Annotated in this window: 19 protein-coding genes; 10 read left to right on the top strand and 9 right to left on the bottom strand. The window is 40.8% G+C overall.

Annotation, left to right across the window (positions count from 1 at the left end; all coding sequences use genetic code 11):
• Window positions 1–99 precede the first annotated feature (99 nt).
• The 7 genes from cyoE to FO442_RS06795 all read left to right on the top strand — a co-directional run bounded on the left by cyoE (window position 100) and on the right by FO442_RS06795 (window position 5,552).
• Window positions 100–999, top strand: coding sequence for a heme o synthase (gene cyoE / locus FO442_RS06825; RefSeq protein WP_186279949.1), 900 nt, complete (start codon window positions 100–102; stop codon window positions 997–999).
• A 7-nt stretch (window positions 1,000–1,006) separates the two neighbouring features.
• On the top strand, window positions 1,007–2,062 hold the full coding sequence (locus tag FO442_RS06820) for a cytochrome c oxidase subunit 3 family protein (RefSeq protein WP_144332417.1): 1,056 nt from the start codon (window positions 1,007–1,009) through the stop codon (window positions 2,060–2,062).
• Between the two features lie 21 nt (window positions 2,063–2,083).
• Window positions 2,084–3,136, top strand: a complete 1,053-nt coding sequence (locus tag FO442_RS06815) for a cytochrome c oxidase subunit 3 (RefSeq protein ID WP_222101978.1) — start codon at window positions 2,084–2,086, stop codon at window positions 3,134–3,136.
• 20 nt (window positions 3,137–3,156) lie between these two features.
• Window positions 3,157–3,525: a cytochrome C oxidase subunit IV family protein gene (locus FO442_RS06810; protein ID WP_144332416.1), complete on the top strand. Its 369-nt coding sequence runs from the start codon at window positions 3,157–3,159 to the stop codon at window positions 3,523–3,525.
• Window positions 3,526–3,548: 23 nt separating this feature from the next.
• The gene (locus FO442_RS06805; RefSeq protein WP_144332415.1) at window positions 3,549–4,235 is read left to right on the top strand and encodes an SCO family protein; all 687 of its coding nucleotides are present in this window, start codon (window positions 3,549–3,551) and stop codon (window positions 4,233–4,235) included.
• Between the two features lie 92 nt (window positions 4,236–4,327).
• Window positions 4,328–4,996, top strand: a complete 669-nt coding sequence (locus FO442_RS06800; RefSeq protein WP_144332414.1) for an SCO family protein — start codon at window positions 4,328–4,330, stop codon at window positions 4,994–4,996.
• The gene (locus FO442_RS06795) at window positions 4,974–5,552 is read left to right on the top strand and encodes a DUF420 domain-containing protein (protein ID WP_144332413.1); all 579 of its coding nucleotides are present in this window, start codon (window positions 4,974–4,976) and stop codon (window positions 5,550–5,552) included. The genes FO442_RS06800 and FO442_RS06795 overlap by 23 nt, the downstream gene beginning before the upstream one ends.
• A gap of 100 nt (window positions 5,553–5,652) precedes the next feature.
• Here the strand turns inward: FO442_RS06795 and porG are convergent, their stop codons facing one another.
• Both porG and FO442_RS06785 read right to left on the bottom strand, forming a co-directional pair.
• Window positions 5,653–6,486 carry a type IX secretion system protein PorG gene (gene porG / locus FO442_RS06790; RefSeq protein ID WP_144332412.1) on the bottom strand — a complete coding sequence of 278 codons (834 nt, stop codon included), beginning with the start codon at window positions 6,484–6,486 and terminating at the stop codon, window positions 5,653–5,655.
• Between the two features lie 25 nt (window positions 6,487–6,511).
• Window positions 6,512–7,525: an aspartate-semialdehyde dehydrogenase gene (locus FO442_RS06785; RefSeq protein ID WP_144332411.1), complete on the bottom strand. Its 1,014-nt coding sequence runs from the start codon at window positions 7,523–7,525 to the stop codon at window positions 6,512–6,514.
• Between the two features lie 260 nt (window positions 7,526–7,785).
• Between FO442_RS06785 and FO442_RS06780 the strand changes: the two genes are divergently transcribed.
• The gene (locus tag FO442_RS06780; RefSeq protein WP_144332410.1) at window positions 7,786–8,907 is read left to right on the top strand and encodes a DEAD/DEAH box helicase; all 1,122 of its coding nucleotides are present in this window, start codon (window positions 7,786–7,788) and stop codon (window positions 8,905–8,907) included.
• Between the two features lie 121 nt (window positions 8,908–9,028).
• Here the strand turns inward: FO442_RS06780 and FO442_RS06775 are convergent, their stop codons facing one another.
• Entirely contained in the window at window positions 9,029–9,592 is a 564-nt protein-coding gene (locus FO442_RS06775) for a hypothetical protein (RefSeq protein WP_144332409.1), read from the bottom strand.
• Window positions 9,593–9,683: 91 nt separating this feature from the next.
• Here FO442_RS06775 and FO442_RS06770 point away from each other — a divergent pair, with 91 nt between their 5' ends.
• Window positions 9,684–12,245, top strand: coding sequence for a lamin tail domain-containing protein (locus FO442_RS06770; protein ID WP_144332408.1), 2,562 nt, complete (start codon window positions 9,684–9,686; stop codon window positions 12,243–12,245).
• A 121-nt stretch (window positions 12,246–12,366) separates the two neighbouring features.
• The gene (locus FO442_RS06765) at window positions 12,367–13,896 is read left to right on the top strand and encodes a hypothetical protein (protein ID WP_144332407.1); all 1,530 of its coding nucleotides are present in this window, start codon (window positions 12,367–12,369) and stop codon (window positions 13,894–13,896) included.
• An 87-nt stretch (window positions 13,897–13,983) separates the two neighbouring features.
• Here the strand turns inward: FO442_RS06765 and pyk are convergent, their stop codons facing one another.
• The 6 genes from pyk to rnc form a co-directional block, all read right to left on the bottom strand.
• The gene (pyk, locus tag FO442_RS06760) at window positions 13,984–15,402 is read right to left on the bottom strand and encodes a pyruvate kinase (RefSeq protein ID WP_144332406.1); all 1,419 of its coding nucleotides are present in this window, start codon (window positions 15,400–15,402) and stop codon (window positions 13,984–13,986) included.
• Window positions 15,399–15,830 (bottom strand): IPExxxVDY family protein, encoded by a 432-nt coding sequence (locus tag FO442_RS06755; protein ID WP_144332405.1) that lies wholly within the window; start codon window positions 15,828–15,830, stop codon window positions 15,399–15,401. Before FO442_RS06755 ends, pyk begins: the two co-directional genes overlap by 4 nt.
• 276 nt (window positions 15,831–16,106) lie before the next feature.
• A complete protein-coding gene (locus FO442_RS06750) occupies window positions 16,107–16,766 on the bottom strand; it encodes a hypothetical protein (protein ID WP_144332404.1) in 660 nt (219 codons plus the stop codon).
• Window positions 16,763–19,621: a T9SS type A sorting domain-containing protein gene (locus tag FO442_RS06745; protein ID WP_144332403.1), complete on the bottom strand. Its 2,859-nt coding sequence runs from the start codon at window positions 19,619–19,621 to the stop codon at window positions 16,763–16,765. The genes FO442_RS06750 and FO442_RS06745 overlap by 4 nt, the downstream gene beginning before the upstream one ends.
• 6 nt (window positions 19,622–19,627) lie before the next feature.
• Window positions 19,628–20,629: a hypothetical protein gene (locus tag FO442_RS06740; protein ID WP_144332402.1), complete on the bottom strand. Its 1,002-nt coding sequence runs from the start codon at window positions 20,627–20,629 to the stop codon at window positions 19,628–19,630.
• Between the two features lie 151 nt (window positions 20,630–20,780).
• On the bottom strand, window positions 20,781–21,503 hold the full coding sequence (gene rnc, locus FO442_RS06735) for a ribonuclease III (protein WP_144332401.1): 723 nt from the start codon (window positions 21,501–21,503) through the stop codon (window positions 20,781–20,783).

The raw sequence follows: 21,503 nt of genomic DNA, 5'->3' as shown, positions 1-21,503 counted from the left end.
ATCAATCTAATTTAAACCCGATTTGAAATTTTGGATTGGAGTTGGGTACAACTTCACAAGTTGATGCGTACATTTGCACAATCTTTAAAAAGAGTAATTATGGGTATCGGCAAAAAAGTGAAGATGTACATGAATTTCACCAAATTCAGACTCTCAGCCCTTGTTATTCTATCTGCCCTTTCCGGATATTTATTTGTTGGTGGTCATGACGGACTGGAAATGGTCTACTTAATGGCCGGTGGTTTATTGGTCACTGCTGCTTCCAACGGATCCAACCAGATTTGGGAACGTGAATTGGACGTACTGATGAACCGAACGGGAAAAAGACCGCTTCCAATGGGAGAAATGTCTGTAAACGAAGGAATAACTGTTATAGCCGTTTGTTTACTTCCGGGATTGTGGATGCTTTACCAATTGAATTTAGGTTCGATGCTGCTTGGTTTGGCTGCATTTGTATCATACGTTTTCATTTATACTCCCATGAAGCGCATTTCAACCTGGGCTGTTTTTATCGGGGCATTTCCGGGAGCTCTTCCTCCTATGATCGGGGCTGTTGCCGGATCTGACAGTTTCGGATTGGTTCCGGGAGTGTTGTTTTTTGTACAATTCGTTTGGCAGTTCCCACATTTCTGGGCGATCGCATGGGTGGTGTACGACGATTATCAGCAAGCAGGTTTTTCCTTATTACCGTCCAAAGACGGTCGTACGAAAGGATCGGCTTTCCAGATCATGATCTACTCATTGGCACTGATTCCCTTTTCATTATTGCCCTGGCTGATGGGCTGGACAAGTGATATTACATTAATCGTAGCAGGAAGCTGCTCCATCCTATTCTTCCTTCAATCTTATAAATTATTCCTGAGCCTGACTATTGCTGATGCCAAAAAATTGATGTTTGCATCCTTTATTTGGTTACCGGTTGTTCAATTTTTATATGTGTTCGACAGAAAGCTCCCTGAAATCCTGGATGCTTTATGGCAGCACGGTACTCTTTTTTAAAAAAACTATGTCTCAAATCGATTACGAGAAAGAATTGACTCCCGAGGTACGGGAGAAGATGAAGAAAAACCTCATTTATGTAGGTATTTTCGGTATCATGATGCTGTTTGCCGGTTTGTCCTCCGGATACATTGTAAGTGCTGGCGATACCTTTTGGGTAAAGTATGACTTTCCACCGGCATTTTATATTTCGACCGCACTGATCGTTTTAAGCAGTATTGTCCTGTTTGTGGGGATTAAACTTGCACAAAAAGGAAATGCCAACATTTTGAAAACAGTTGTTCCTTTGACGTTTATCCTTGGTGTGGGATTTGCTTACTTTCAATTTAAAGGATATAAGGAACTGTATCAAAGCGGTGCCTTTCTATCATCAAAGATCACTGTTTCAGAAGGACGTTATGGTTCTTATTACGAGCTTCAGGTGGATGGGAAGTACATGGAAGTTGATGGGAACGATTACCTGATCGCCGATAAGGTTATTTCGGATGAACAGAAAAAGGAGATCAGTGCTTTTGCAAAACAATTTGAACGGATCTCCAAAGAAAAAAATCCGAAGATCACCGGTTTGGATAAATACACTCTTCGCTATAAAAACCAGGAAGTTCGCCTAAAGAATGGAAAGTTCTATATTCAGGATACGGTTGAATTACAGCATGTAGATCTGATCCGCTTAGAAGAGTTTTCATGGCATATTCGTGACGGACGCGGTGATTTCTTCCATGCAGGAAAATATGGAAAAGACTTTAAGATCTACTATAAAAATCAGGAACTGGATTATAAAGACAGAACCTTATATTATAAAGGAGTTCCTTTAAGTGCACCACTTCAGTTGAAAATGGATTCGTCTTCCGACACCGCGACTTCTTATCTGTATATCCTGACTTTTTTACACTTATTACATATTTTGGTTACGCTGATTTTTGTATTAAGAGCCTCAATTCGTTCATTATCAGGTAAATTAGCAGCTGACAATTTCCTTCCTGTGCGCACCCTTGCTATTTTCTGGCATTTTTTAGGTGTATTATGGATCTATTTGTTGCTTTTTTTGCTTTTTATTCATTAAACTTGCACAAAAAATTATAAAATGGCTGGACACGCTACAACACATGTCGACGCTACAACCGCTTGGGGCGGGAAGACTTCACCGTTTAACGTAAGTTACGGAAAGTTAATGATGTGGTTTTTCTTAGTATCGGATGCATTGACATTCGGTGGATTGTTAGTTGCTTATGGTTATACGCGCCACACGACGCAAAGCGCATGGCCGATCGGTGAAGAGACTTTTGACTCCTTACCTTTCTTAGGTCACGGTTATCCATTGATGTACGTTGCATTAATGACCTTCATTTTGATCGTATCCTCTGTAACGATGGTACTCGCAGTTGAAGCTGGTCACCGAATGGACAAAAAAGGAGTGATGAAGTGGATGATCGCTACGATCATCGGTGGTTTCTTCTTCCTTGGGTCTCAGGCCTGGGAGTGGTCTCACTTTATTCATGGTTCTCATTTCGGAAGTGTTGAAATCCTTTCGGGAGAACACACGGGATCCCGCGCAATTGTGAAAGGTCATTTTGGAGATTTGGAAAGCTTCACAGTAGTTCAGGCAGGAAAACACCACAAAGTTGGAGACGTTATCAAAGAAACTCCGGACGAATTGTTCCACCATTTCCGCACAGCGGTTATGAACGGACAAGTGAAAGACGGAAAAATCACTTTGCATGACGGTTCGGTTGCAACCTGGAAAAAACACAACGATGAACACATGGAGTTGATCATCAAAACAGATGGGACCGGTCATTCTTTAGCGAAAGTGACCAAGATCCATGGAAAAGATGCCGAAGTGAAATATTGGGAATCTGTTAACTCAGGAAAAAAAGGAGCCATCATTTACGGTGCTGACTTACAAAGCAACGAATACGGTCCTTCCCAGTACGGACAATTCTTCTTCTTCATTACAGGATTCCACGGATTCCACGTATTCTCAGGAGTTGTAATCAATATCTTGATCTTCTTAGGAGTTTCCAGTGGGAAATACCACAAACGCGGACATTACGAAATGGTGGAGAAAACAGGATTGTACTGGCACTTTGTCGATTTAGTTTGGGTGTTCGTATTTACATTCTTCTACTTAGTTTAATTTTTTGAAAGATACAGATCATGGAAAGAGACGATATTATTGAATATTCATTAGATGCTCACCATAGCGAAGAACAGGGAAAGAAGATTCGTCGCAAAATTTGGTTAGTCACAGCAATTCTTACCCTAATTACAGCTTTTGAGGTTGGTGTAGGGATGACCGTTCACCAGGATAGTTCAATGTGGTGGATCGTTAAATTACTCTTCATCGGTTTGACATTGTTGAAAGCAGGTTACATCGTATTGGTATTCATGCACTTAGGTGATGAACGCAAAGTATTGAAGTACTGCATTTTAGTTCCGTATTTTATTTTTGTTATTTATCTGATTTTCATTGCGCTGACTGAGGCTAATGCAGTCCACACAGCTTGGGAAACATACGGAGGATAGTTCATTTAAACGATTTATAGCCAATGGCTAAGTCAAATTCTAAAGCCGGTTCGTTAAAATCAGTGTTCGCACTACTGCTTTTATTCGGACCGGCTCTTATTTTAATATTCATTTCCACTCGGGGTTGCGAACACAAATTCAAAGAGCTGGATGATTATGGAGTTATTCCGAAGTTTTCCTTTACCGATGCGAAAGGAAAAGTCTATACCAACCGTTCTTTTAAGGACAAGATTGTCATTTATACCACTATTCAGCCTTCCTGTCCGGATTCATGTGGTATCACTATCTGGCACCTGGACCAATTGATTTACCAAAGTCTTCGCGAAAACAAAAAGAAAATGGGCCACGTGAAACTGGTCTCTGTTTTGACAGATGGTGCCGGAAACCCGGATAAGCGTATCAAAGACGTGGAATTCATGCTGAAAGATCGCGTGGAAGGATTTGACCCTTCGATATGGATTGTTGTTACAGGGGATGCTAAAGCACTCTACGACATCAAACACAACGGACAAACCTTACTCCAAGAGGATAAAAAGTACTTCGGTGGATTTGGTTTCCAGGAACTGATGCTACTTGCAGACAAGAGTAATCATCTGAGAATGGTACTTCCCGGAAAAACAGAAAGTACGATTCGTACCATGCGTGATCACATGGCTTTGCTGGAAAAAGAATACGATATCAAAGCTTATAAATTGAAGAAGAAAAGGTAAAACCTCTGACAAATAACAAGCAAGTCACTTTGGGAAAAAGAATTCGCTAAAACGGATTAGAGCAGTTTTCAAAGAGAGTTAATTACAAGCATATGAAACGGATAATACATGTCGCGCTGATTCCAATCCTTCTCACTGCCTGCAAGACAGAACCGGAAAAGAAACCGAAAGCACTTCCCTATTTCGGGAATTACGACATTGTTTTTTCTGAAACAGATGGTGTTCAATCAGTAGATACGATCTATCCCAAAATTCCTGCATTCTCCTATTTGAACCAGGATTCTGCTGTCATCACATCCCAATCCATGAAGGGAAAAGTGTGGATCGCCAATTTCTTTTTTACAAGTTGTCCGAGTATTTGCCCCCCAATGATTTCTCAAATGAAGCGGCTAAATATCCTGACCCGGGACCTTGCTTCGGAAGTACAGTTTATGTCCTTCAGCATCGATCCGAAAACAGATCAGCCACATGTACTGAAAGCATACATTAAAAACAACGGCATTCAGGCAAAAAACTGGCAGTTTTTCACCGGTGACGAAGCAAAAACGCACCGTTTAGGCGTGATGCACTTCATGGTCCATGCAGATAAAGACCCGATGGCTGCCGGGGGATTCGCCCATAGCGACGGATTGGTCCTGGTGGACAGAGAAGGATATGTAAGAGGGGTTTATCGCGGAACGCAAACCCAGGATGTAGACAAATTGAACAAGGATTTACGCAAATTATTAGAAATCGAATATGGAATCAACTCAAAGCACTAAGCCCGGTATCCGGAAATTAATCATCGTACTTTCTATCGTTATCCCGGTTGTAGTTGCCGCTCTGTTCAAGGTGAAGATCGAAGGACATGATTGGCATTTCTTACCTTCCATATACGCAGCCATTAACGGATTGACTGCCTTTCTTTTGGTTGTTGCACTCATTGCCATCAAACAAAAAAAGATCAGCCTTCATGAAGGAATTATCAAAGTATGCATGGGCCTTTCTGTTCTATTCCTGTTGTTATACATTGCTTATCACATGACTTCCGATCCAACGGTTTATGGTGATTTAAACGGAAGCGGGGGGAATTTGGATAATTATGAAAAGTCACAAATCTCTTCAGCAAGCCAAATTGCCTACTACATCATTTTGATCACACACATTATTTTAAGTGTAGCGGTAATCCCAATGGTTCTATTCTCTTATCTGTATGCCTGGGAAGGAAGATATGACAAGCACCGCAAATGGACGAAAATTACCTGGCCTTTGTGGTTTTATGTTGCTGCAAGCGGAGTGGTGGTCTATATCATGATTTCTCCGTATTACCCACACTGATAAAATTTCGACTCCTTAACAAACATTTCTTTCTTCTTACTTTTTCCGAGTCTTGAAGATATGCAATTTACTGTAATTGAAAAAAATTCACATTCCAAGATTACTGGAATGCTGAAGGGCAGGATCCTTTTCCTCCCATTCTGATCATCAGACCAATTCCGAAAAAGGTATACCAATCGCGTGAAGCGCGATTTCCTCTTTGACCGAAGCGGTTTCCATCCAAACTTCTATTGCTCAGCGCGGCAGCTGTCGGTCCATTTTGAGCGGCCAAAAGCACCGGATCCGCATACCGGTAGCCGCCAACATCATCGAGATAATCTGTAAACAAAAATCGAATTCCATACTCCAGGTTCAACCCGATATTTTCAGTCAGTGAAATCCGAGCACCAATGGCAAGTGGAATACCCATTTGAATACGGGAATATTTTCCCCTGTCAGCCAGTTCTGTTCCCTGGCCTTCTGTTCCCAATGGTTGCAATTCGATCATCGCCCCATTGTAATTGGTCATCGGATTAATCCGCGTAACAGATAATTCGGCCAATAAATAAGCCGTCCCTTTATATCGTCTATTCCCAATCTCAAAGGGAAAGTAGGTTACTTCGATCCCGGACCCGAACTCAAACAAATCCGATTGAAAGGAAAGATTCCTGTTTTTATAAAATTCACCGTTTTGTTCGCTATCATATCCTTCAATTTTTCCGTAGGTGAAATTCAACCGGTATGCCAGTCGTGCATTGATGTTATAACGGTACAGGATTTGACCGGCCAGGTTCGTATGTCTGAAATGCGCCTGATTTAAATCCCCGATATAGTAACTTCCACCAGCCATGAAACCAATTTCAGAACGTGACAACCCATTGTGTCTGTAAGCTTTTTGGCTCCAGGAATAAGAAGCTGCCATACAAAGCAATAAGATCAGAATTCTGTTCTGCATATCGGTATAACGTATTTGAAAGCGATTAATTGTGTGTTCCGGCTGTCATTGGAACCAAAATCCCTTTCTCAATCAGTAACTCGGCTATTTGAATGGCATTGGTAGCAGCGCCTTTTCTCAGATTATCGGCTACTACCCACATGTTCAGTGTTTTCTCCTGGCTCTCATCTCTGCGGATTCTTCCTACAAATACATCATCCTTTGATTCAGCAAAACGGGGCATCGGGTAGGTATTGGTCGTCGGATCATCCTTCAAGGTAATTCCCGGAGTATCATGCAATAACTTTCGGACATCCGCCAAATCAAATTCTTTTTCGAATTCCACATTCACGGCTTCCGAATGTCCGCCCACTACTGGAACGCGCACCGCTGTTGCTGTTACTGAAATTGACTGATCCAATATTTTTTTTGTCTCATTGGTCAATTTCATTTCTTCCTTGGTATATCCATTGTCCAGAAAGGAATCGCAATGAGGAATACAGTTTTTGTCGATCGGGTAATTGTATGCCATTTCTCCGGAAACACCGTTACGCTCGTTTTCCAATTGCTGAACGGCTTTTACTCCCGTTCCCGTAATGGATTGGTACGTTGAAACAACCACCCGTTTTACACCATAAGCTTTGTGAAGTGGGGCGAGCGCCATCAATAGCTGGATCGTACTGCAATTGGGGTTCGCAATGATCTTATCCGAAGCTGTCAGGATATCTCCATTGATTTCGGGAATGATCAATTTTTTGTCCGGGTCCATTCTCCAGGCCGAACTATTATCGATCACCGTTGTACCAACCGCAGCAAACCTCGGTGCCCACTTCAGAGAAGTTTCACCTCCTGCTGAAAAAATAGCCACATCCGGTTTCATTGTAACAGCCGTTGCCAAATCCACAACCGGAAATTCCAACCCTCCGAATTCGATCATCTTACCAACCGATTTCTCAGAAGCTACTGGTATTAATTCCGTAATGGGAAATGAACGTTCTTTCAACACTTCCATCATCACATTTCCAACCATTCCTGTTGCCCCGACAACTGCTATTCTCATAACCAAAAAATTTTACACAAAAATAATACTAAAAAGTTCAAAAGGTTGAAAGAGTTCAAAGGTTCAAAAAATTTAGTTGTTCAAAAATTGAATTTGAACATTTGAACATTTGAACATTTGAACATTTGAACATTTGAACATTTTCACGAATTCAAATGAATATCGTACCTTTGTACCGGAAAAAACCATTCCACCGATTTGAAGTGAGGAAAAGTTCATCACACGTGACAATCAGTTCGGACCATTTATAGAACAATTTCATGCAATTTGATGAATTAAACTTGCTTCCCCATTTGTTGGACGCACTAAAAGAATTAGAATACACTACTCCCACGCCTATCCAGGAACAATCCATCCCCAGTTTATTAGAAGGAAAAGACTTATTTGGTTGTGCACAAACCGGAACCGGAAAAACAGCTGCTTTCGCTTTACCCATATTACAACATTTGGAACCGGAAGGTCCTGTTAAGGGAAAAAGACCCATCCGCTGCCTGGTGTTGGCTCCAACACGCGAATTAGCGAACCAGATCAACGACAGTTTTAAAGCTTACGGGAAATTTTCCAAGTTGCGATCAATGGTGATTTTTGGTGGTGTGAATCAAAACAAACAAGTCAACCAATTGAATGCCGGAGTCGATATTTTGGTGGCAACACCCGGCCGGTTGCTGGATTTAATGAACCAGGGACATATCCATTTGTCTAAAATCACCCATTTTGTACTGGATGAAGCAGACCGGATGCTGGATATGGGATTCATCCACGATATCAAAAAGATCCTTCCACGTTTACCGAAGAACAAACAGAATATCTTTTTCTCCGCAACCATTTCTCCGACGATTATGGAACTTGCGGGAACAATTTTATTCGATCCGGTGAATGTGCGGGTAACACCGGTTTCTTCGACTGCAGAGATCGTGGATCAGTTCGTTTATTACGTTGAAAAAGCGGATAAACGTGCTTTCTTAAAGCAGTTGATCAAAAGTGAAAACATTTCACATGCCATTGTCTTTACGAGAACAAAACATGGAGCTGACCGCGTTGCCAGGGAACTGACGAAATCCGGGCACAAAGCAGAAGCAATTCACGGAGATAAATCCCAAAATGCACGCGAAAGAGCTTTAGCCGGTTTTAAGAATAGAACCGTGAATTTTTTAGTTGCAACTGATATTGCATCGCGTGGTATTGATATTGATCAACTGGAATATGTGATCAATTTTGAAATTCCAGAAGTAGCGGAAACTTACGTACACCGGATTGGCAGAACAGGCCGTGCTGGATCAAGTGGGGTTGCTTATACGATGTGTTCCAGCGAGGAAAAAGGTTCTTTGAAAGCCATCCAGAAGCTGATCAATCAGCAGATTCCTGAGCGAACATTGAAATAAATATAGCTATTTAGCAAAATCGGAATATCGGTATATACCGATATTCCGATTTTGCTATATTCGAACATCATGGTATTATCATGTTCAAATTTCCAGGATCTATTCAATGGTTGAAGTAATGCTACTTCAACCGTTTCTTCATAACCTTTTCTATAGCTCCGAGCCAGTAATTTCTAAAACCAAATCCATTGGTTTTACCGGTTAATTTTTTCATTTTGGAAATAGCTCCGGAAGAAATATCGAACTGAATGACGTAAATGGATGCAAGCTCTTCGCTCTTACTGAAATACTCCACAATATAGACCAATCCGGTTCCATTTCCCTGGCCTACGTATTTCTGTATCCCTTGTTGCGCATCTGACTCCGATAAACTATACGTGTTGTCCGTTACAAGTTCATCTGCATTTACTTCATCATTTGCCTTTTTAACGACATCGAGTGATACTTTCACCTTTGCTGCACCATAATACTTTGCTATATCGTATTTGTCAGATTCCGTAATCAATACACTGTTCCAAACGTTCAAATAATAACTTTGAATTTTAGCGGGATCTGTAAAACCAGCAGATCCAACCATTTTAGCTTGAGAAAAATCTATCCCGAACCAGGTGATCTCGGCCAATTTCTGTGCAAAGGAACTGTGAATTAAAAATAAGGTAGAGACAATTAAAAGTACTTTTTTCATTTTAAGTTAGTTTGATTCTCAAAGATAAATAGTTTAGGAAAACTAGGTCAATCAAAATCGACTTTTGTATATTTAATCCGACTTAATTGATATGAAGGCACTTTTCATTGTTCTTACACTACTTTTTCCATTCCTTAGCTGGAACCAGCTTACGGACGATTTTTCAGACGGAGATTTCACTTCCAATCCGGTGTGGAATGGTACCAGCACTACGTATATTGTAAATGCAGGTCAGGAATTACAATTAAACAATACTATTGCTGCGACCTCTTATCTATCAACTCCTCACAATTTAACTTCCCTGGACAACAAACAATGGGAAATCCTGGTCCGGCAAACCTTTGCTCCCAGCACCAGCAATTTCGGAAGGGTATACCTCACTTCCGTTTCTGCCGATTTAAGTACCAATCCGGATGGATTTTACCTGCAATTCGGGGAAGCCGGTTCAACAGATGCTGTTCGCCTATTTAAAATGATTTCCGGAGTCTCTACCCAGATTTGTGCTGCTCCGGACGGACAAATCGCAACTTCATTCGCGGTACGGGTGAAAGTTGTGAGAGACAATACCGGTCTTTGGAAATTATATGTCGATGCAAGCGGCGGTACAAACTTCGGAAGTGCTTACACCGGAACGGATGCAGCAGCCCTTACCGGAACTCATTTCGGTGTTTTCCAGACTTACACTGCTTCCAATGCAACCAAGTTTTATTATGATGATGTCTATGTGGGGGATGAAATTGTAGATACCCAGGCACCAATACTTGTAAGTACAACAGCGATTACCAATTCTCAGGTCGATCTGCTGTTTAGTGAGCCGGTTGGTGGAGCAAATTTGCTCCTTACAAGCAACTATACGCTAAATCCGTCGGTAGTTGTCGGTGCTGTTTCTGTTGACGGTACAAATACAGCTTTGCTTCATTTAAACCTGGCTTCCTCACTCACTAACGGACAAAACTACACGGTCACAGTTTCAAGCATTGAAGATGCTTTTGGAAATACGGCAACTAATTTGACCGGGAACTTTAGCTATTTGGTGGGTGAAACTGCCGTGAAAGGAGATGTGATCATCTCAGAGGTCATGGTCGATCCCACTCCTGTCATTGGCCTGCCGGAGCTGGAATTCGTTGAAATCTACAATAAGAGTAACAAATACATCGACCTATCCGGTTGGAAATTAGGAGACCTAAGTGGTGACGGAACGATTTTATCAGGTTTCATTAATCCGGGTCAGTATAAAATTCTCTGTGCCTCGGCAAACACCCCCGAATTTGCGGGATCGTATGGTGTGAGCAGTTTTCCAAGTTACAACAACTCAAGTGATGACGCGATTCTGAAAGACAATTCCGGGATCATTATTGACAACATTTCCTATACAGACAACTGGTACAGGGATCCGATTAAAAAAAGCGGCGGTTATAGCCTGGAACTGATCAATCCCAACGATCCATGTTCTGATTCTTCGAATTGGATTGCTTCCACAAATGCAAATGGCGGAACCCCGGGTGCCCAAAATTCGGTGTATACGATTACCCCGGATACCCAGATTCCACAAATCAGCAGTTTGATTGCAATTAGTCCGAATTACCTGGAAGTTCATTTCTCAGAAGGAATGGATTCTGCGAGTTTGGTCAATGCTGTTTTCACTTCAAATCCAAACCTGACGGTTCAATCCGTTTCCGTTGCATCCACTTTCAGTAATCAGGCCACAATTGTTTTTAATGAAAACCTGGTGTTTAGTCAGCACTATAGTTTTTCTTACGGTTCCGTGAGCGATTGCTGGTTAAATGCAACTACCTTGAGCGGAAGTTTCGCTTTAGCCGATGTACCGCAAGCGGGAGATTTGGTGATTAACGAGATCTTATTCGATCCTGCAACCGGCGGATCTGATTTTGTGGAACTCTACAATCGTTCTGCCAAAGTCCTTAACCTGAAGGATTTGTTTGTCACGAATCTGGATGAAGATACCGTTCAATTGACCCAAAACTATTTCCTGGACCCGGGAGCTTATGTTGTATTGACTCCGGACAGCAATTATCAAAAAAGTACATTTCCACAATCCGTTCCGGGACGATTTTATGTTACTTCGCTTCCGTCATTGAACAATGATTCATCCACCATCCAACTTCTCTACAATTCAATTGTACTGGATAAAGTAAGTTACCGGGAAGACTGGCATTTATCACTCATCGATGACACGGAAAACAAAACTCTGGAACGCATTAATCCGGAAGGGGCTTCATCCAGCGCTTCCAACTGGCATACTGCTGCAGAAACGATCGGATTCGGAACTCCGGGAAAAATGAATTCCCAATATGTGTCCGGAAGTGTTTCTTCGACATTCGGGGCTACAGAACCGATTTTTTCACCGGACAATGATGGTTTCCAGGATGTCTTGTTGTTCCAATACAATTTTGATGCAGGAATGATCGCTACCCTCAAAATCTTCGATAATCAGGGACGCGAAGTTCACACCTTGTTTTCCAGTGAGTTATTGGGTCAGCAGGGAAGTTTTACCTGGGATGGTGTGCTGTCGAATAATCAAAAAGCACCTATCGGAATTTACATTGCAGTTATTGAAGCCTTTTCTGCTGATGGCAGTGGAAAACAGTTTGCAAAACGGATTGGCTTTACTTTGGCAGGAAAGCTGGACTAATTCGCCGGTTAACATCCTGATCCTTAATCTATTTTAAAATTATTTGATTTTCTGCGGTTATTGCTGTTAAATAACGGCATGAAAAAGCTAATTTTGCACTGAAATTTTAATCGCCATCTAAATGAAAAGAACAGCTCTGTTTTTAACACTTTTCCTTTTTTCAGCTCACTTACACATCTTTGGTCAAACCAAAAAAACCGTATTTGATGCCAAGTTCGAACTATCCGAAGAAGCAAAAGGAAAAGGATTCGGTTTCATGACTCTTGGTTCCGATGGGACGTATATGTATTCACTCAGTGTCAAAGGGCTTAATTTGATGATGATCCCGATCGGATTCAAATACATCATCAATAAATTCGACGCGAAGATGAACCTGGTACTTTCCAAAAAAGTACCGATGAAAACGGATATTTACAAATTGGGAATGTACCGTGCACCGCTCGATATGAAGATGATCGATAATCGCTTGATCCAAACCGTAAGCAACCTGGATAAAAAGACGGGAATGCGCAGCATTTACCTGATCGAATACGAAAAAGACAATCTGGCACAGGGCAATACACTTGAAATAGGTTCTTTTCCTGAAAAAGGAAAACAAAAAAACGATGTAAACTCTTTTTTCGATCCGAAAAATAACCAGGAATTTGCATTGGTCGTTCAATCATCCAAAGGATCCGGAAACTCAAAAGCAACACTTTTTGTTATTGACAATGAGCTGAAAACAAGTATGAAAACGGAGTTTGATGTAGCGGGAGATTACGAGAAAACCAGCTTCAGTAATTACATCATTTCTGAAAAATTCATTGCCTTTACCTGTAAAACAAAGGGTGGAAAGAATGAATCCGATAAACTTGATTTCTACCTGATTGACCGAAAAAGTGAAAATCTACAGCAATTTGAGATCACTTTGAGAGACATCGGGAACAGTATTTCTGATTTTGAATGTGCCCTGGATGCATCCGGGAAATTGCATATTTCCGGTTTCTACAGCTCAGGAGTTAAACGATCCGATGATTCCGGGGGTGTCTTTACGCAAATCTACGATACAAATACCGGTGAGAAGGTCAGCGAAGACATTCATCCTTTTACCTTTGATTTCATTACGGAAAACATGTCCGAAAGACAGAAGAACAAGACCGAGAAGAAAATGAACAAAGGCAAGGATTACGATATTTACGAGTATCTGGTAAGAGAAGTAATCCCGAACAAGGATGGAAGCTCGATCCTGGTAGCTGAGCGTTTCCGCTACTATGAAACGACCTATACGGATTCCAAGGGAAACAGACATACAACACCACATTACATCCATGCGGATTTAATCACGGTTCGTACAAATAAAGACGGGGAAATCGAATGGGTTCAACGCTTTAAGAAGTTCCATCATGCGACCAATGCCATGGCGGGCCAGATGCTCTTTCACAACGTAGAAGATTATTTCTATGTTGTGTTTATGGAAGAAAACAAAATGAAAATGGCCGAGATCAGCAAGGAAGATGGAAGCAGTAAGTCAAAAGACGTATTTACGAAAGATCAAATCGGAAATTATGTTCCTGCTCTCGGAAGCAGTGTTCAAACTTCGCCGACAGATTATATGAGTCAATTCATTCGTATAAAAAAGGCGAAAATCCTCACTGTTTCTTTTGAAAAGTAAGCGACAGTAATATTCACTTGTTTAAATGAAAAACCCCGGTATCCTAAAGATCACCGGGGTTTTGTTTTAACTATCAGAATCGTTGGTTTACTCTACGTAACTCAATTTCAACATATTTGATTTTCCATTCTCTTCGATCGGAATAGAAGCAATATTAATCACCAAATCTCCCTGTTTCAACAATCCTTCTTTGGCAAGGAGGTATTTAATATCCGCAATCGTATGATCGGTGCTGACCTTTTTATCGTAATAGAACGCTCTTACACCCCAAACCAGGCTCAATTGAGTAATGATCTGCTTGTTCCCGGTAAAAACAAAGATTGGTGCATTGGGTCTTTGGGACGCGATTTTATAAGCCGTATATCCGGAATATGACATGGTAATAATGGCATCTGCCTCCACTCGTTGAGCCAATCGACAGGCATTAAAACAGATCGAATCCGAAATGAAACGCGACTGTGATTTATCCGGAAGCTGGTCTTTGTGATAGATTCCTTCAAATTTCTCCATCTCATTTACGATATTCACCATCGTACGGATAACCTCAATCGGGAATTTTCCTACAGATGTTTCTCCAGAAAGCATTACCGCATCCGCTCCATCCAAAACGGCATTGGCTACGTCGTTTACCTCTGCGCGTGTGGGAGTTACATTGGTAATCATACTTTCCATCATTTGAGTTGCCACAATCACCGGTTTTGCAAACTGATGACCTTTACGGATCAGCATTTTCTGGATCAACGGAACATTTTGATACGGAATTTCCACGCCCAGGTCACCACGCGCAACCATTAATGCATCCGTTACTTTGATAATCTCATCAATGTCCTCAATCGCTTCCGGTTTCTCAATTTTTGCCACCACCCGTGCTTTTGCTTGACGATTCGAGATAATGTGCTTTAGCTCAATGATATCTCTTGCTGAACGGACGAATGACAATCCAATCCAGTCCACATCATTATTCAGTGCAAATTCCAAATCTTCCCGATCCTTTTCAGTCAGTGATGGTAGAGATATTTTGGTATTCGGCAGATTCACTCCTTTTTTGGAAGAAAGGATTCCACCGTGGATCACTCTCGCTTTGATTTCTGATTCCCCGTTCGTTTCCACGATCTCCATCTGCAATTTCCCGTCATCGAGCAAAATGCGTTCTCCCGGTTGCACATCACGGGGCATCAGGGAATAACTGATCCCAAATTTTTCTGCTGTTCCTGTAATGCGTTCGGTTACAATCGTCACAATCGCGCCTTCTTTCATCATCACGCCATTGTTCTCCATTTCATACGTTCGGATCTTCGGACCTTGTAAATCGGCCAGGATCGACACATTCAAACCGGTCTCCTTGTTAATCTCACGGATCATGTCGATGCTTTTCTTGTGATCTTCATGCGATCCGTGTGAACAGTTCAAACGGCATACGTTCAAACCATCCAATATCATTTGTTTTAATACTTCTTTATCCGCGGTAGCCGGACCTAAGGTTGCTACAATTTTGGTTTTTTTCATTCGAAAATTATTAGTTCTGCGGAAGGGATTGATTCTGCTTCAAAAACATAAGCAGCCATCACACTGTTCGATTCCCGAATCCGTTCAACCAACTCATCTAATTCGTGGAGTACATTTTCTCTTAGAATTAAAAAGTAATCAATTTGGTTTTTTTCAGGGATCAGGAATTTTCCTTCCGATTTATTCTTAATTAAATACCATTCCATGTGATCCACCTCATCGATAAATACATGAAAACTGTGTTGTGAAACGACTGTTCCTTTTTTGGATTGAATCACAAACGGCTCTTCACTTTTCGTCAGCTCAAGCTCCAAAATCTTATTGATTCCCCAAGCCAAACGATAATCACTGTGGTGCGAACAGATCCCGATCAGTTCAAAGTCTACAGAAGTTTCCAATGAAAGTACATGACGCTTTTGTTTGCTCATCCACTTTAAATTTATTCACGTGAAGATACGCATTATCTCAGACATGACAATCTGTTTGGAGATTAGGATTTGGTTAAGAAAATGAAGTGTTCCAAAAAGCGGAAAAAGATGCACTAATCAGGACAAAGAATACCTTTAGATCATTCTTCTAGTAATTGATCGTTTGAATTATCCTGGTTAGGAAGAACCTCAAAATTGACATAAATATTCTTTCCGAATTTGGTGCAAGATACCAAGGCTAAAAATATTCCAATTAGAATAGAGAAAAATCTCATACTAATAATCGATATTATAAGTTACTTGTCCATTCCCAGGCACAGTCACAATATGTGAATAAGAATTACTGATCCCATTTCTTATGACTGTCCATTCTACGAGGTAATCTCCACTAGGAACTTTAGCAAAAGCACCATCATTATCATAGCAACCCGTTAAAGTAAAAGGTTGAAATGCTGAGATCCCGCTTAGTGAAACATAATTTCTCTTGTAGATTAAAGTATCATTTGGACCTTGGCAATTTATATTATGGATACTGATTTTTATTTCGCCAAATGGCAACATCTGATAGTCCAAATGGTTTCTTTTTCCTTTTTTGACTTTTGCCTCACCGGTATTTCCATAATCTACCCAACCCACCGGGTAATTATCTTCAGAATTTAATTGAACAAATACGTCTTTGAAAGGAGAGGTCAAATGTTCTAACTTATAATAACCATTCGCATCTGTCGTTGTTGTTTCCAAAGTTTTGTAAGAGGTCCCGATAGGATCTTTTGAATCAATTTTAGTTCGATACAGTTTAATTGGCACACCTTCTATTCCCTCTCCAGTAATAGGATTATAGACACGACCGTCTACATAAACATTCTTGCCGAACTTGGTGCAAGTTGTTAATGTTACAAAACACAATATTAAGACAAATAAGTTATTTTGCTTCATAGCACAACCAATTTTTGCTGCTGCCAGCGGTTATCGATTAAACAACGTAAAATGTACGTTCCGGGTTTCAATTCTTGGTCTGATTCCCAGGATGCTTGCCCTACTTCACATTGAAACACCGGGTTACCCATTACAGTGAAACAAGTTACGGTTTTTATTATACCTGTGCAATCCAGTGTAAATCTTCCGGTGGTGGGATTGGGGTATAATCTCAGCTCCGGTTCTTCGGATTCTGTGGCTTCGACTCCGTTCAGCCACCGGGAATCCGGTTCTGCAATTCTGTTGGTTTGTTCTGTTTCGGATACCCCACCCGGTGGAGCAAGCCTGTCAGGACTGCATTGATAATAATCAATCTCGGCTGTGAATTGCGCTCCGAATTCAGTTTCGAAACCCTCTTCCAGCTCAATATATTCTCCGGCATTCAAAACCAGGTCCGCATTCGGCATCACCTGGTACCAACCATCCGGCGTGGATGGCGTGACGTGGTTTCCCACCCGGATAGCCACCTTGGCCCTGCGTTTGGCTTTATACAAATAATTGCTGCGAGCCTGGTCTCCCATTTTGAAATTCTGCAGGCCCAGATACCAGGGTTCAATCTCATTCAATAAAAAGTCCCTCAAACTATCCGAATCTGCATCAATATCTTCTTCCAAATTAATGTGTGGATTGATATTATTATCAATATAAATGGCATCAAAAGGTGTTATTTGTCGGTAATCATTTGGCCGGCCTAAATGTGGATATCCATAATAATTTGATTGAGGGTTGTTAACAATATCGAACTTTCGATACATCAAATCCAAATCCTGCACATTCACCCGCAAACTTCCGTCAGCCGGCCAGAGGTTGGGGTTAATGGCCAAAGCAGTTACCACGCTTTTATGAGAAAATTGGATTTTACTCTGATTTCCTCCAAATAGGGCAAAATTGGTCAAAGCCAAAGCATTTCCAAATTTTGGGAGGTAAGAACCACCGGCATTATCCACTTCCAGCATTTCGGATACATGCAATTGGTGTTTTACCCAGAAAATTGGCAGCAAAAAGCTGATCCAGCTTTGAGAAATCAAACTGTTTTTTTGGAAGATCTTGGTAAAAGAACCTGGTGGAGCATATTTGGCGCTGCGAAGAATGTATTTTTCAAGCAAGTAATTCAAGTCGACCCAATTTTCTCCAGGATCGTTAAATTCCAGACCGTTTGGCGTATTCTCATTATCCGTACCACTTATTTTTCCAAGTGATACCGCAATGTGTCTCATCTTTTGAGGCATCGGAATAAAGTATACACCATTATCATACGCAGCTGTGAAATTCAAAAAATTCACCCGCTCATTATTTGGCCCGGGAATGATATCCAAATCCACCCAGGGATTCGTAAACGGGTTTTCATTCGCGTTCGCAATGTGATAAGTCAATAATTGCTTAGTTGTCTTTTGATACATGGCACCATACATGTAATGCAATAATGTTGGAGATAAAGTCAGTGGTTTGGAAAAAGTTCTGTTACTATATAACGCTGCTTGTGTAGTCAAAGGAATATTTGCACCATAAAAGTTCCCATCGTAACTGATTAATAATCGCGTGTGATGATGATTTGCTCCGTTATCTGCATGTTCACGTTCCATCATAAGTAAGGTTAATCGAGCTACATCACAACTCATGGATGCTGCCAGGATTACATTCTCATTGTATGCACCCATACTACTCGCTGTAGCTTTCCGATCATTCACATAATGAATGAAATCCTTTAATAAATATGCTGATTCTACTATACCATGATTTTGCGTCTGACTGAAAATATTAAATCGAACAATGTAAATATCAAGGGCTTGTTCTCTGAGAATCTCCAGTAAAGCGTTGTGATAAGTACTATAATTATCATAGGACTTGTCGAATGACTGAGAGATAATTGGCGGGCGGTAGCCAGTCAATAAAATGAATGGTTTATCAGCTTCAAAAAAACGATCGGTACATCCATGAACCAGGCACCATTGCAATTTGTTCTTCCCATGAGCAATCTCGTTGTCTTCATTACAGATTTTCTTAGAATGTGGTTCATCGGTTGGAGTAAGGTTTGAATATTCTGCTAAAAATTCAATAGCATCTTCCCATATTCCCTTTTCCAGGCTATTACTTTTAAAGTGTACTCTGATTCTGAAATTAAATCGGAGAGAATCAGGAGCTTTTATTGGTAAATAAGTATCAAATGGCAATTCATACCAATAATTTCCGATACCTATACTAAAATGATCTATTTGTTCGATGGAATCAACAACCAACCATTCACGCTTCACATAAAAGTTGAACACATCTGCACTCATGAAATTATAAAGTGGCCCTGCTAGTCTCAGGCGTTTTTCTTCAAAGGGTTGAACAATGCTATTATCATTCTCATCCATTTGGTTATAGCCATTAAGATAAGTCAAACCTGATGCCAGAGCAGATGAGTCATCGAAATAATTGTATCGCTTATCGATATATGTTATCGGTATGATGACCCGATTGTAATCAAAATCTTCGTTTGCACAAAAAGCCTGAACACTATCAAAAAGCGTCCAGGAGTCTACATCTGATCCTTTCGAAAGAACAATTTCCTCTAATTCGTGCAGTGAATTGTAGATATAATCAGGATTAATCGTATCATTCTTAATGGCGTTACTATCAGAAAAATGAAACAATGTACTCTCTTTAGTAGAGAAGAACTGTCTATTAAACAATTTTCCTGTAGGGATGTTTTCCGCATTTAGCAAACCATAAACTGAATCTGCCAGTTGCCTTTTTGATATAACCAAAGTGTCTTGTGCAAACAAACTTCCTGAAACAAAGAGCAACAAACTAAATAAAAGTTCCTTTTTCATAATCAGTTATTTATTCAGTTTTTCCTCTATTTTTCGGAGACGGTCTTCCAATTCCTGATTCCTTTTTTTCTCTTGAAGTACGTAAAGTGTCAATTCCTCAACTTTCTGTAGAAGTAAACGATTCATTTCTCCCAAATCAATTCCTTCCACAAGAACACTGTCTGTTGACTGGATGTTTGGTAAATGATGATTCTTTAGAATAAACTGTTCCAAGCTGTCCAAATCCATCAAAGGATAATCGGTTGAAAACACAAAATCAGCCCAATTCTCCATATCAACTCGCACCTTTCGGGATAATAATGTACCATTTGAATTCAATTGTAATAATTTATATGGTTCCACATTCGGGTTATTACTCACCAGTTTATCAATCACCAAAGGATGCAATTCCGAATCCTTGATTAAACGCACATGCATTTTTGCATCTGGCTTCACACCAACTCCAAGCCTCGGATCGGGAGAACAGCTAGTATTGATCAAAAACATCCGTTGCGGATTGGAAGATGCCTGCCAAAAAGGTGCTGTTTGGATATATCCGCCGTTCATATCTGAAGCACAAGGCATTACTGCGGGCACCTGGGTATAAACCAGGCTTTTCAGATCCCCGCCATTCTTTACTTTTCCATTGGCATCAATCATTAAAACACCATCATCCGGTAAGGTAGAATCTCCCAATGCTTTGATCTTGAAGTCTCCTTCCTTGATAATCGTATTTCCAATCAATGTGGTAGTCCCGGAAACTTTCAAGTCATTCTTGATGATGGTATTACCAACTACTTTCAGATCACTTTGGATACGTGCCGTTTTGTTGACGATCAGGGAATCTTTGACAATGAGCATGGAATCAATTTTGGCGGTTCCATTGACTTGTAATTTAGCGCTTGGAGAAGTTGTCCCGATTCCTACATTCCCAGAAGTGGGAAGCGTGTTGGTTTGAGAAAATGAAGAGGTCGCAATAAAAATGCTTGAAATGGTGGTTAAAAATACCTGTTGAACAGTAGGTTTCATCTTTGAATAGTTTAAAGTTTCAGTTAATGGAATAAATGTAAAAAACTTTTTTGGTTACAATAGTGTAACAAGAAAAATTAACATTTATACAAAAACTTCGATTTCCTATTCCGAATTGCGTTTTAGAATGAATCATTCGAACAATTCACTATTAAATCTCCCCCATCAAGATGAGCGTCTCTTTTGCTGCTGCCTGCTCGGCCAATTTCTTGGAATTCCCGGTTCCTTTTCCGTAGTTGGTCCCGTTTACCTGCACGATCACTTCGTAGAACCAGGTACCGTGATTGTTTTCTTCACGCAGGACCACAAATTCCAGGCTCAATCTGCGCTTCTGGCTCCAGATAAACAACTTGGACTTGAAATCGATCTCTTCTTCCAGGATCTTATTCAAATCAACGTATTTGCGGAAGATATGGTTGTAGATGATCTTCTTGGTAACTTCATAGGAGCTGTCCAGGTAGATTGCCCCGATAATTGCTTCAAAGGCATTTCCTTCCAGGGAAGACAAGTTGATCGAGCGGCCTTTATTGTACCGCAAAATGGAACGAAGCTCTAATTCCTCCCCGATTTCCGAGAGGGTTTTCCGTGAAACAACTTTTGATTTGACTTTCGTGAGGTAGCCTTCGTCTTCTTCCGGGAAGCGCTGGAATAAAAATTCCGCGATGATGGAATCCAAAATGGCATCCCCGAGAAACTCCAAACGTTCGTTGGAAAAGTCTTTTTGTCCGTGAAAGGCAATGGACCGATGCGTGACCGCCTGGTAAAACAAATCGATATTCTTCGGGCGGTATCCAAAACGATTTACAAAAAATCGAATGAATGCAACGTCTTCTGAAGACCTGTTTTGCTTAAAAAATGGTAGTCGTAGCCGCAC

The sequence above is a fragment of the Fluviicola chungangensis genome, assembly GCF_007558725.1.
GTDB lineage: Bacteria > Bacteroidota > Bacteroidia > Flavobacteriales_D > Crocinitomicaceae > Fluviicola > Fluviicola chungangensis.
This window is presented reverse-complemented; position numbering and strand designations above follow the sequence as displayed.

Excerpts from the sequence above, each read along its gene's own strand:
- cyoE (WP_186279949.1), top strand. The coding sequence starts at position 100 with ATGGGTATCGGCAAAAAAGTGAAGATGTACATGAATTTCACCAAATTC.
- FO442_RS06820 (WP_144332417.1), top strand. The coding sequence starts at position 1,007 with ATGTCTCAAATCGATTACGAGAAAGAATTGACTCCCGAGGTACGGGAG.
- FO442_RS06815 (WP_222101978.1), top strand. The coding sequence starts at position 2,084 with ATGGCTGGACACGCTACAACACATGTCGACGCTACAACCGCTTGGGGC.
- FO442_RS06810 (WP_144332416.1), top strand. The coding sequence starts at position 3,157 with ATGGAAAGAGACGATATTATTGAATATTCATTAGATGCTCACCATAGC.
- FO442_RS06805 (WP_144332415.1), top strand. The coding sequence starts at position 3,549 with ATGGCTAAGTCAAATTCTAAAGCCGGTTCGTTAAAATCAGTGTTCGCA.
- FO442_RS06800 (WP_144332414.1), top strand. The coding sequence starts at position 4,328 with ATGAAACGGATAATACATGTCGCGCTGATTCCAATCCTTCTCACTGCC.
- FO442_RS06795 (WP_144332413.1), top strand. The coding sequence starts at position 4,974 with ATGGAATCAACTCAAAGCACTAAGCCCGGTATCCGGAAATTAATCATC.
- porG (WP_144332412.1), bottom strand. The coding sequence starts at position 6,486 with ATGCAGAACAGAATTCTGATCTTATTGCTTTGTATGGCAGCTTCTTAT.
- FO442_RS06785 (WP_144332411.1), bottom strand. The coding sequence starts at position 7,525 with ATGAGAATAGCAGTTGTCGGGGCAACAGGAATGGTTGGAAATGTGATG.
- FO442_RS06780 (WP_144332410.1), top strand. The coding sequence starts at position 7,786 with ATGCAATTTGATGAATTAAACTTGCTTCCCCATTTGTTGGACGCACTA.
- FO442_RS06775 (WP_144332409.1), bottom strand. The coding sequence starts at position 9,592 with ATGAAAAAAGTACTTTTAATTGTCTCTACCTTATTTTTAATTCACAGT.
- FO442_RS06770 (WP_144332408.1), top strand. The coding sequence starts at position 9,684 with ATGAAGGCACTTTTCATTGTTCTTACACTACTTTTTCCATTCCTTAGC.
- FO442_RS06765 (WP_144332407.1), top strand. The coding sequence starts at position 12,367 with ATGAAAAGAACAGCTCTGTTTTTAACACTTTTCCTTTTTTCAGCTCAC.
- pyk (WP_144332406.1), bottom strand. The coding sequence starts at position 15,402 with ATGAAAAAAACCAAAATTGTAGCAACCTTAGGTCCGGCTACCGCGGAT.
- FO442_RS06755 (WP_144332405.1), bottom strand. The coding sequence starts at position 15,830 with ATGAGCAAACAAAAGCGTCATGTACTTTCATTGGAAACTTCTGTAGAC.
- FO442_RS06750 (WP_144332404.1), bottom strand. The coding sequence starts at position 16,766 with ATGAAGCAAAATAACTTATTTGTCTTAATATTGTGTTTTGTAACATTA.
- FO442_RS06745 (WP_144332403.1), bottom strand. The coding sequence starts at position 19,621 with ATGAAAAAGGAACTTTTATTTAGTTTGTTGCTCTTTGTTTCAGGAAGT.
- FO442_RS06740 (WP_144332402.1), bottom strand. The coding sequence starts at position 20,629 with ATGAAACCTACTGTTCAACAGGTATTTTTAACCACCATTTCAAGCATT.